General features: G+C 29.9%; 11 protein-coding genes. 9 read left to right on the top strand and 2 right to left on the bottom strand.

The window, feature by feature from the left end; translation table 11 throughout:
• From RR430_RS04565 to RR430_RS04550, 4 genes are all read left to right on the top strand, one after another.
• Nucleotides 1-329: type II toxin-antitoxin system death-on-curing family toxin (locus RR430_RS04565; RefSeq protein WP_332508718.1), on the top strand; the 329-nt coding region annotated here is incomplete at its 5' end.
• A gap of 121 nt (nt 330-450) precedes the next feature.
• Nucleotides 451-1,212 (top strand): nitroreductase family protein, encoded by a 762-nt coding sequence (locus RR430_RS04560; RefSeq protein WP_332486905.1) that lies wholly within the window; start codon nt 451-453, stop codon nt 1,210-1,212.
• A gap of 142 nt (nt 1,213-1,354) precedes the next feature.
• On the top strand, nt 1,355-2,134 hold the full coding sequence (locus RR430_RS04555; protein ID WP_332486904.1) for an EcsC family protein: 780 nt from the start codon (nt 1,355-1,357) through the stop codon (nt 2,132-2,134).
• A gap of 239 nt (nt 2,135-2,373) precedes the next feature.
• Nucleotides 2,374-3,156 carry a helix-turn-helix domain-containing protein gene (locus tag RR430_RS04550; protein ID WP_332486903.1) on the top strand — a complete coding sequence of 261 codons (783 nt, stop codon included), beginning with the start codon at nt 2,374-2,376 and terminating at the stop codon, nt 3,154-3,156.
• Between the two features lie 269 nt (nt 3,157-3,425).
• On the opposite strand, the gene RR430_RS04545 is transcribed toward RR430_RS04550, so the two are convergent.
• Entirely contained in the window at nt 3,426-4,034 is a 609-nt protein-coding gene (locus tag RR430_RS04545) for a hypothetical protein (RefSeq protein ID WP_332486901.1), read from the bottom strand.
• 100 nt (nt 4,035-4,134) lie between these two features.
• Between RR430_RS04545 and RR430_RS04540 the strand changes: the two genes are divergently transcribed.
• The 3 genes from RR430_RS04540 (at nt 4,135) to RR430_RS04530 (ending at nt 8,597) form a co-directional block, all read left to right on the top strand.
• Nucleotides 4,135-4,995 (top strand): hypothetical protein, encoded by an 861-nt coding sequence (locus RR430_RS04540; protein WP_332486900.1) that lies wholly within the window; start codon nt 4,135-4,137, stop codon nt 4,993-4,995.
• Between the two features lie 188 nt (nt 4,996-5,183).
• The gene (locus RR430_RS04535; protein WP_332486899.1) at nt 5,184-7,706 is read left to right on the top strand and encodes a bifunctional diguanylate cyclase/phosphodiesterase; all 2,523 of its coding nucleotides are present in this window, start codon (nt 5,184-5,186) and stop codon (nt 7,704-7,706) included.
• A 312-nt stretch (nt 7,707-8,018) separates the two neighbouring features.
• Nucleotides 8,019-8,597 (top strand): dienelactone hydrolase family protein, encoded by a 579-nt coding sequence (locus tag RR430_RS04530; protein ID WP_332486898.1) that lies wholly within the window; start codon nt 8,019-8,021, stop codon nt 8,595-8,597.
• Nucleotides 8,598-8,684: 87 nt separating this feature from the next.
• Here RR430_RS04530 and RR430_RS04525 read toward each other — a convergent pair whose 3' ends face one another.
• Nucleotides 8,685-10,136: a glycoside hydrolase family 1 protein gene (locus tag RR430_RS04525; RefSeq protein WP_332486897.1), complete on the bottom strand. Its 1,452-nt coding sequence runs from the start codon at nt 10,134-10,136 to the stop codon at nt 8,685-8,687.
• 163 nt (nt 10,137-10,299) lie between these two features.
• Here RR430_RS04525 and RR430_RS04520 point away from each other — a divergent pair, with 163 nt between their 5' ends.
• Both RR430_RS04520 and RR430_RS04515 read left to right on the top strand, forming a co-directional pair.
• Nucleotides 10,300-10,674 (top strand): RidA family protein, encoded by a 375-nt coding sequence (locus RR430_RS04520; protein ID WP_332486896.1) that lies wholly within the window; start codon nt 10,300-10,302, stop codon nt 10,672-10,674.
• Nucleotides 10,675-10,687: 13 nt separating this feature from the next.
• Entirely contained in the window at nt 10,688-12,064 is a 1,377-nt protein-coding gene (locus RR430_RS04515) for a PTS transporter subunit EIIC (protein ID WP_332486895.1), read from the top strand.
• The last annotated feature ends 47 nt before the right edge of the window (nt 12,065-12,111 follow it).

Genomic DNA, 12,111 nt, shown 5'->3' with positions numbered 1-12,111 from the left:
ACTTATTTGGAAAAGAAAGAGATGAATCATTTCAATCAAGTATAAATCAAATCTACCAAAGTTATGGAGGAGTAGAACTTTATCCAACACTTGAAGATAAAGCAGTTAATTTACTCTGCTTCATTACAAAGAACCATTGTTTTTATGATGCAAATAAGAGAATAGCGGCTACTATCTTTGTTTATAACTTAATGAAGAATAGACAAACGATTAGCAATACTACACTAGCGATTTTAACAGTATTAATCGCATCATCTAAACCTGAAGAAAGAGACAATATAATATTTTTTCCAAAAGGAACTCATACAGTTAACAAGGGAATAATCTAAAATAGATTTGTGTTTTTCTTGTCGGACAGTAGGTCTGTTTTTAAGCGAGAATTATGTTATATTATATGTAAGATTGTTTATATTAAGTGAAGAATTATGCACTTTTTTAGGAAGGAATTGTATGAATAATGTTAACTATGAAATGATTTTTAAACGAAAATCCTTTCACCTATTTCGGAATATAGGTAATAAAAAAATAAGCCAACAAGAGCTATATGAAATTGAAGAAACATACAGAAATCTTACACCTTTAATTTTAGACATTAAAACCAAAATTAAAATTGTTCCTGCATCTCAAACCTCGTGCAAACGTGGTCAGGAATATAGTATTTTATTTTATAGTGAGAAAAAGGATAATTATTTACAAAACATTGGCTATTTGGGGGAGCAGTTGGAATTGTATTTGGTTTCAAATAATATTGGTACATTGTGGTTTGGAATAGGTAAAACTGAAGAACCAGTGTTTGATGGACTTGATTTTGTCATAATGATAGCAATATCTAAAATTGATAATGAACAAAAGTTTAGAAAAGATATGTTTAAAAGTAAACGCAAACCAGTAGATGAAATATGGTCTGGAGAACCAGTTACAGGAGTAACTGACATTGTGAGATTTGCTCCAAGTGCATGTAACACTCAACCTTGGTTTGTTGAGCATATTGGTGATGAAATTAAAGTATTCAGATATAAGAAATTTGGAAAGCGTGGAATAATGCCTGTTGCACAAGTGGTTTATTACAATCAAATTGATATAGGTATTTTTCTGTGTTTTATGAACTTATGTCTGATTCATAATAACATTGCCTATGATATTGAGATAAATAATGACAGTGGCTGTGATAATGAAATGACTTTAACTGCAGTATATAAATTGCTACGTTAATGTACGTTATAAACAAGATTATGAGCATAATCTGCTGGAACAGCAAAAATCTATTTTCATCTTCACTACAAAAAAGTTAAAATAAATAGGATACGAAAAAGAAGGGACGGCATTCATTTTTGATTGCACTATAGGTGATAGTATGGTAAGTCCGTGGCAAAAGCAATGGAATAATCTTATAAAAAGAGAAGCTGCTTATTTGAAGCGTAGTGTTGAGAAAAAAGTGTCTACTATAAACAATATGCTGGAAGAAAAGGTGCCTCCGAAATTGCAAGGCACTTTAAATATTGCGTTTGTCAAAGCTTTTAAACTTATTTTTGAAAAAGGAACGAAGATTATTGAAAAAACATATCAACGGGAAAATGTACAGCGACAATTTAAAGTAAACCGTTATGCTGTAGATCTAAAAGAGAACCGGAAGAGTTTGCGGCAATTTTCAAAACAGGCAAGTAAAACAGGACGAAAAAACCTCTTGATTTCTGGTCTTGAGGGAATTGGGTTGGGTGCGCTTGGGATTGGGCTACCTGATATCGCTTTATTTACTGGAATGTTACTAAAGAGCATATACGAAATTTCATTGCATTATGGGTATGACTATGAACAAGAAGTCGAAAAATATTTTATTTTACATCTAATACAAACATCTCTTTCTCATGATGAAGAACTCACAACAGGAAATCAAATGCTAAACGAGTTTATTGAAAACTACCAACTGCCATTGGGATATTCTCAAGACACACAGATTGAGCAAACCGCGACAGTGCTTTCAAACGAACTGTTGTACATGAAATTTTTGCAGGGCTTACCTGTGATTGGTATTATCGGCGGGGCGTATAATCCTATATATTTACAAAAGGTTCAAAAATATGCTAAGTTAAAATACGAGCGTAGATTTTTACACGATTACAAAGGTAAAATGTAAAACATTGAGACTTTCGTTTTTCACTTGCTTGTACTATATCTAATTTTACTAATGACACAATTAAATTTAATGCGATAGAAACAGTTGTTTAAGCCTCGAGATAAAGGCTTTTTAAATGGGTTTAATGCTATGTTACATACTTGCAACTTCAAGTTGACAATGTGCATTTCAAAAAAGATAGAAAATAACAAGGTGACTTGATAGGATTTAGTTATCAAATCACAGGAGGTATTCACAAAATGAATTTAGGAGAAAAGATTTTTAAATTGAGGAAAGAAAAAGGACTATCACAAGAGAATTTGGCTGAACAACTTGGAACAACTAGGCAGGCAATTAGCAAATGGGAAAATAATCAAGGTTTTCCCGAAACAGAAAAACTCTTGCAATTATCTAATATTTTTGAAGTATCAACTGATTTTTTATTGAAAAATGACAAGAATGAAAAGAATGCTGATGATAAGGGTTACTATGTAAGCAGAGAAATGGCAAAAGGATATATAGCTAATGAAAAAAGAATTAGCCGATATGTTGGGATAGGATTTATGTTTTGGGCATTGGCAGGGGTACCATATGTAATTTTTTCTACAGATATGATAATGCGCTATTTGGGTATGACAATTTTCGTAATCATTGGTATTATCTCAATTGTATTAGCAATATTTTCGGACCAAACTCAATACAAAGTTTTAAAACAAGAGTCACTTTTATTTGATTATGATTATTTGAAAGAACTATCTAATGAGTATGCTTTGAATAAAAGGAAGTATGTATTAGTAGCTATTCCTTGCACTATTTTATTTATTACGGGTATTTTTATTTTAGCATTGACTGCAAAAGGGTTCATTGTGTGGTCTGCCTATCATTCATTTGTTTTTCTTGGATTTGCAATCGGTTTGTTAGGATTTGCATACTCTGCAGGCGTTATGGAAGCCTATGAGTTACTAGTTGAAAATGAACAGCATACGACACACCTATTTTTTAAGATAAAACGCAAAATAAAAGAAAAGTTTGACCGAATGTAATTTGTGAATTCTAGTTGGTAACTTAAATTTAACATAATTCAGTAAAATCATTAAAATATTTTTCCATAGATTTAAAGGATAATAGAATGAACCTGTGTTTAGTGCGCAGGTTTTTATTTATGCGTATTTAAACGCCATTAGTACAAGAGTTAATAAAAAAGAATGGTATGAGAATTAATAGAATTAGAATGTTCACGATATGAACTTGATGAAAATATCAGATAGAATCCACAATATGCTATCTAAATAGAGTACTTAAAATGAATTATTCATTGTTGATTAAAATATTTATTGCAATAATTAATCCATTTCTGTGTATAGTCAATATGAGACAGAATGGTTAGGTGATTGCAGTTTGTGATATCCCGTGATTTCGCTTCGAAAACAAAGTCAGAAATGTAAGAATCAGCATTAGTTTCATAGACATAACAAGTGCTAATTTGTTTTTGTATAGCAGCGAACATTCGAGTATGACCATCAAGTATTATTAAATCATTACCTATTTTTGTAATAGGAATTATTATGTCATTCTCATTATGTACAAAAGAATTAATGGCATTTAATTTATCAATATCAATGTAAAATTGTGATGGTTGTAAATCAAGGATGTTAGTTTTCGTTAATTTAATTTCATTGAATTCTTTAATTAATAGTTGATTCTTGTCATAAAACTTGGTTATGTGCTCGCTATAAAAACGGAATTCATCTATCACTTCATCAGCATAGATATAGTTATCCATAAGTACTATGGCGCTATTGATAGATATAATATTAATACTTACTAAATATGTATCATTTATTATATATGCACCGTGTTGATTAAGTGTTTCTTGAGTAAATCGATTATCACTATAACTGTTAACTCTCTTTATTTCCATATAAATACCTAGCCTATTAAACCAATTATAAATATATTTGATTAATAATACTAGTAAATAACGACTAGCATATGCTTTAATTAATAAATGGAGAATACTTATGATAATTAAGAGTGGGGAAAATAATAATATTGAGGAATTGATTAGCTTTTCATGGAGTCACTGTTCATCTAATAAAACTAGGAGTTTTCCTTTATTCACATCTAAAGATGAAATTAAAGAAAAGATCTTATCACGGATGGATGATTCTAATAATGAAATATTAGGATGTTATGAAGATAATAAGTTAATAGGTGTATTACTGTTAGATGTTATACCAAATGATTATTACTTACAAACGAGTGCTTTTTACATAGAAGAAGCAAATGATGAAGTAGGATCAGTGTTTATAAATTACATTGAAAACAACTATCCTAACTATTCATGTTTTATAGGGCTTACAAAAGAAAACCAAATACTTACACAATTATTAAAGAATAACCAATTCGAATTAATTGATGATTCTTTAATGATGGAGATAAATATAAAAGATATTGAACCTAAAATTACTGCGAATAAAACAATAAAAGTTGGATATGATGAATTAGATGAGTATTTGAAATTTCATAAAGAACACTTTGAATCGGCATATTGGAATTCAGTTCGAATAAAAGAAAAATTTAATGAATGGGATATATTTGAAGTAAAAGAAATGGATACGATTAAAGGCGGAACATTTATAAAAAATTATAAAAATAACAGCTCAGAGATATTTGGAATATGGTCGGAAGATTCTTCTGTTTACGATGTTTTAGTTAACGGTATGCTTGCTTATTATAAGTTTAATAAAAGTAAGGTAGAAAAAATTATAATCATGGTTGAAATTAGTGAAACAGCTTTAGTAGAAGTATTAAAAGAAAATGGATTTAAGATAGAAAATACATATTGTTGTTTTAAGAAGATAATCAAGAAAAAAGATTAAAAATTGTTTACTAAAAGTAATAATCTTATTTGGGTAAAACTAAAGAAAAATTTTGCTATTTGGGTAGGTTAAATGCTATTATTAAGAATAGGTAGGAATGCTATTTATAAACCTTTGGATATTTTGTATGTAAAGCATATAAAATAATTAAAAACAGAGAGATTTATATCTGAGAGGAGGGTTAAATAATGAGAAATCTACAACTACTATATAGTTCAAAAGAGCAGTTTGGATACTTGGTTAGCAAGAGTGATATTGATGTTAAATATCCTAGTTTTGTGCGCGTTTATTTACCTAATCACCTTAAAGAGGATGCAAAGCTAATATCGGAAGAAATAGCTGATATATTGCCAAATGCAAAAATTATTGGATGTAGTACAAATGGTGTTATATTCCATGGCAAACAATACAATGAAGATGTTTTAGTTATGTTGGAACAATTCGATGATACTGATATAATTACTGGAATCGTTGATTATTCAGGGAAATCACCTAGTGAAGTTGTCCGGGAAATAAAAAATACTATCGCAAATAATAAAGTAAAATTAATGCATGTTTTTTGTGGGTCTCAATGGATAGATGTTAATGAGTTTATTGATGAAATGAACATACAATTACCTTCAGTAAGATTAACGGGAGGTATAGCAGGCTGTGATTTAGATGATAATAAAAAACCATATGTTATAAAAGATAATGATGTACAAGAACCAGCAATTGTTTTTGCTGGTTATATAAATGATGAATTAAACGTATTCTGCGATGCTAATATTTCACATGAACCTATTAGTGGTGTTTATACAATGAACAAGGTTAAGGGTAAATATTTAGTGGAAATCGAGAATATCCCTGCTACTGATTGGTGTTTTGAACAGTTTGGTATTCAAAAACTAACGGAATTGAAATATTGGAAATATATCGCTGATAATGATGAACTAACAAAATTTCCTTTGATACTAGAAGGACATCATGGCGTAAGTAGATTTGTTCATTTTGATGCAAAGAAGAACATGATGTCTTTTTATCAAATGAAAGTACCTGCTAATTCAAGTTTTAGAATTGGTTATGTTAGTCCAACGAAATGCGTAAAAGAGTGTTATGACATTTGTATGAAATTGTCAAAAGAACCAGTTGAAACACTTTTCTGTTATAGCTGTGTGTTTAGAAAACTATACTTAGAAAATTGTGCTGAGTGGGAATTAAAACCATTTAAAGATGCAAATATTTGTGGTGCTTTTATGTTGGGTGAAATAAGTTGGAATCAAGAACGCAATGAATCATTTAATGGATCATGTGTCTATATTGGGATAGCTGAAAAAGAAAGCTATATTAATCCTGATTTCTCGGTTTTTGATGATTTATTTAGAGTGCATACTGATGATGATAAATTAGTTAACTTCGTTTTGAAAAAACAAAGTCAAGCAATGACACAAGAGAATAAAATGTTATTAGATAAATTACTTGACCAACAAGAAAAATCAAAAACACAACTTTTTCATGATTCAATTACAGGAATGGGTAACTCAATAAAATACTCAAATGATAAAAAAGAAATTCATTTTAATAAAATGTGTTTAATTCAAATTGAGAATTTTAACTTATTAGTATCACGTTTGGGACAAGATTCATATCATGATTTATTGAGTAAAGCATCTAAAAAAATTATTGGATTTTTGAATAATATTTTAGGTAATGAAAAATTTTACTATTATATGTTGAATGATTCTACGATGTTTATTGCAGCGGGTGCGAATGTGAGCAATGAAGATTTTGTTAAACATATCGATTTTGTATATGATCATTTCCAAACAATTCATTTTGAAAATATTAATGATATTTTAATTAATCGATTTATATTGCTTTATAAAGATAAAGATTTGTTGGAAACAGGAATACTTGCACTAAAGGAATGTCAAAACTTACAAACGCACTATGTTAATTTTAATGAGTTGAATATAAATGGTGGTAAGTCACTTGAGGAAGAAGAAAAGATATTAAATGTTTTAAACTATGCAATCAATAATGATACAATAACGCCATATTTCCAAGGTATATTCGATAACAGGAATAAGTGGATAAGAAAATACGAAGCATTAATGCGAATAGTTGATGAAAATGGAAAAGTTTATATTCCTAGTGATTTTATGAGTATTGCTAAGAAGTATCATTTATATGCGAAACTAAGCACCAAGATGATTGAAAAAGTTTTTAATTTATTTGAAGGTACTGATATTGAGGTATCAATTAATCTATCAGCATATGATGTAAGTTATAATTCTGTTAGTGATTTTATTATTTCTAGATTATCGAATATGAAAAAGTGTGATAATTTTGTTTTTGAAATTCTTGAGGATGAGAGTTTTAGTGATTTACAAGTTTTAAAGAAATTTCTAGATGAAGTTAGAAGGTTTGGTGTTAAGATTGCGATTGATGATTTTGGTATTGGGTATTCAAACTTTATGGCAATTGCGCAAATAGCACCTGACTATATCAAAATAGATGGTAGTATTGTTAAAAACATCATGAGTGATGAATTATGCAAAAAGGTTCTAGAGAATATTGTATTCTTAGGTAAACAATTAGAAGTACAAATAATAGCTGAATTTGTTGAAAACAACTCAATTCAAGAAGAAATTGAAAGGCATCAAATTCATTATTCACAAGGTTATTGTTTTTCAAGACCTTCACCTTTTAATGCTTTAGATTTAAGTTAAACTCCAGTTTTATGCTGGAGTTTTTCTATATGCATATGTATTTAGAATTGTAGATAAAAGATGTATAGTTGAAAGTAGAGGTAATGTTAATGTGGATGATTGTTTAAGAAACTGAATTCAATTAAATTGACTTAGTTGGTTAAATTATAAATTAGAATATTAATTTACTTTATTGTTACGAAAGGCTAATTGTGATATGAAAAATATTTAAAAGTATACTTAGTCAAAAGATTTATAAAATTAGGTATTCCCATACTAGTATAAAAACATGCTTCAAAAGTTTAACAAATACGAAAGAGAAGAGGCGAAAGTATGGAACAAATTAAAAAAGATGCGGTAATATTATTACATGAAATTTATGGTGTAAATGAATTCATTGAAAAAAAGAAGCGTGAATTAGAATTGCTTGGATTTGATGTATATGTTCCAAATTTATTGGAAAGACCTGCTTTTTCATATGAACAAAAAGAAGTAGCATATGATTTTTTTATGAACAGAGTTGGATTTGATAAAGATAAACAAGTTCTATATTTAACTACAAAATTGAAAAGACATTACAACAAAGTTATTGTTATTGGATTTAGTGTAGGAGCAACGATTGCATATAAGTGTTCTGAGAGTGATTTGGTTGATGGAGTGATATGTTGTTATGGTTCAAGAATTCGTGATTATGCTGATATTAATCCTCAATGTCCTACCCTAGTAATACTTTCAAATGATGATACTGAAGTGATATTAAATCAGATTAAGGAAAAAAGTAATATCGAAATATTATTGTTTGATTCTAAACATGGGTTTATAGATGAGTATAGTACAGCGTATAATGAAATTGATTCGAATTTAGCTATGAAAGCGATAGTTACATTTATTGAAAATAAAATATTAAAATAAAAAGTTAGCACGTGCTGATCACTATAAGATCAACGCTTGCTAACTTTTATTCATATTAAGCCTTGGGAAAGGGATATGAGTAATCTATTAATCTAAATCATTACCATTGGATGAAATAACTTTTTTATACCATTCAAACGAGTCTTTACGGTATCTATCTAAAGTTCCGTTACCATCATTATCTTTATCAACGTAGATAAATCCATAACGTTTTTCCATTTCTCCTGTAGAAACACTTACTAAATCAATTGTAGCCCAAGGAGTATATCCAATTAGTTCAACTCCATCATCAATAGCGAGACGCATTTGTTCAATGTGTTTTTTTATGTAATTGATACGATAATCATCATGTATTTTTCCGTCTTCTGTTAATGTATCACGAGCACCAAGTCCATTCTCTGTTACCATTACAGGGACACCATAACGATCATATACATGATTTAATGTGTATCGAAGACCTTTGGGGTCGATTTGCCAATCCCACTCTGTAGCTGTAAGATAAGGATTTTTTGCGCCACCCATAATGTTACCAGATACTTGCGCAGCATCTTTATTTGCAGTGATACAGTTTGACATGTAGTAACTAAATGAATAGAAATCAACAACTCCTTTTTTAATAATTTCTAAATCTTCATCTGTAATATCAAAGTGAATATTATTTTGTTCAAAATAATGCTTAATGTAATAAGGATAAATACCTTTTACTTGTACATCACCACTAAAGCAATTTCGCATTAAGTCTTCTTGTTGAGTCAAGATAACATCATCTGGATTACAAGTAAGAGGATATACAGTGATATGACAAATCATGGTACCAAACTTAAATTCTGGATTTATTTGTTTACCAAGCAATACAGCTTTAGCACTTGCAACAAATTGATGATGTAAAGCAGCAAATCGCATATTTGGATCATCACCTTGTGATGTGAAAAATTCAGTACCTTCATGTAGGATACCAGCGTGATTCCAGTTTCCTAATTTAGTTGTTAAGCAATTGATTTCATTAAATGGAATCCAATATTTAACCACATCTTTGTAACGTTTGAATAAAACTTCACAGAAATTTAAATAGTAATCAATACATTTTCGATCTGACCAACCGTTACATTCAAATGTTAATGATAGTGGATTTTCATTATGATAAATTGTTACTAACGGTTCAATGTTATATTTTTTAAGTTCATTAAATACATTGTCATAGAATTTTAATCCTGCTTCATTTGGTTCAGATTCATTACCATTTGGGAAAATTCTAGTCCAGTTAATAGACATTCTAAAGATATTAAAGCCCATCTCAGCACACAATGCGATATCTTCTTTATAGTGATGATAGAAATCAACGGCTTCATGAGATGGATAATAGTATTTATCTTCATCAATAGATGGGGTAATCCTTCTTGGTTCTTTATGTGTTCCTGATGTCATAATGTCAGAGATACTTACACCTTTACCATCAACGTTCCAAGCTCCTTCGAATTGATTTGCGGCAGTAGCACCTCCCCAAAAGAAACCATTAGGGAATTCTTTTAAATTTTTCATATTTTCCTCCTTTAATGAACAATATTTCATTTATACGCTCATTATAGCAAAAAATATAGGTTATGCAATAAAAAATATTTCATTAAAATATATTGACTGAATAATAATTTAGTGATAATCTTAGGTTAATGAAAAATAGTTCATTGTGTGAAAGGGGTAAATTATGAAGAAAATAATTAATACCAAAAATGCTCCTGCAGCAATAGGACCTTATGGACAAGCTGTTCAATTAGATGATTTCCTATTTGCATCAGGTCAATTACCAATTAATCCAGTGAGTGGAATAATTGAAGCAACAACAATTGAAGAACAAGCAAAACAAGTATTAGAAAATGTAAAAGCAATTCTTGAAGAAAGCGGAATGTATTTAGATGATGTGATTAAAACAACATGTTTTTTATCTAATATGGATAATTTTGCAGCATTTAATCAAGTATATGGCGAATACTTTACAAACACACCAGCTAGATCTTGTGTAGCGGTATTGGAAATTCCAAAAGGTGCACTTTGTGAAGTTGAAATAATTGCTCATAAGTAAGGGGGAAAATACTATGAAGTATGAACAATTGATTAAAAGTATTATTGAAAATGTGGGTGGTGTTAAAAATATTAATACTGCGGCACACTGTCTAACTCGTCTTCGTTTAACACTAAGGGATAAATCTTTAGTAAATGAAGGTGTATTAAAAAACATTGATGGCGTTATGGGAGTTGTCAATAATGGATCACAAACACAGGTTGTTATTGGTCCAGAAGTATCAAATGTTTATCGTGAATTCTTAGAAGTAACAGGTTTAAAAGAGGAAGAAACAGTTGATGAAAATCTAGATGATTTAAAATCTGATTTGAAGAATAAAAAAGGTAATATTCTAACTACATTCTTTGAAACTATTGCTGGAATCTTTAACCCAATTGTTCCTGCATTAGCTGGAGCAGGGCTTGTAAAAGCGATACTAACAATTGCTGTTGTATGTGGTTTAGATAATACTGGTAACACATATTTTGTAATTAATACAATTGCAAATGGTATATTTACATTCTTACCATTCTTATTAGCTGCATCAGCTGCAAAACAATTTAAGATGAATCAATTTGTAGCATTAACAATTTGTGCTGCAATGATGTCATCGAATTGGGCTGGTTTAATTGCTGAGGGAACAACATCATTCTCATTCTTGATGATTCCATTTACGGTGGTTAACTACGCATCATCAGTACTACCAATGGTTTTCGCTATTTGGTTTGCTTCATATGTAGAAAAATTTGTCGATAAAGTAATTCCAGGAGCATTGAAAATCGTTTTAGTTCCATGTTTAACAATGTTAATTGCTACACCAATTGCATTAATTACTATTGGCCCTGTAGCAACATGGATTGGTTTACAACTTGCAAATATTGTTACAATTTTATTTGAAAAAGGTGGTGTATTTGCTGGCATTATTTATGGTGGTGTGTATTCATCAATGGTAGTATTAGGTATTCATCATGGTATGGTTCCAGTACTTGTTCAAGGAATTACAACGCAAGGATTTAACTATATTTCACCAACTAGCGGATCTGCAAATATGGCTCAAGCAGGGGCAGCATTTGGTGTTTGGTTAAAATCTAAAAATCCTAAAACAAAAACAATTGCTGCATCAGCAACTATAGCAGCAATAACTGGTGTAACTGAACCTGCAATTTATGGTATTAACTTTAAATTCAAAACACCTTTCTTAGCAGCAGCAATCGGTGGAGCATGTGGTGGAGGATTTGCGTCATTCTTCATGCTAAAAGCATATGCAATGGGTGGTCCATCTTTCTTAAACTTTGCAATGTTTATTGGTGAAAACCCATCAAATGTATGGTTAGTTATGGCGGCATTTGCAATTGCGTTTATTGTTGCAGCAGTACTTACAATCGTATTTAAATTTGATGAAAACATGTAATTAATAGTACAATTAAATAAATATATTGGGTTGCTGTAGCAACCCAT

This window comes from Anaerorhabdus sp., from assembly GCF_036641015.1.
Taxonomy (GTDB): Bacteria; Bacillota_I; Bacilli_A; order Erysipelotrichales; family Erysipelotrichaceae; genus Anaerorhabdus.
Note: the sequence above shows the minus strand (reverse complement) of the source record. Positions and strands in the feature narration are given on the sequence as shown.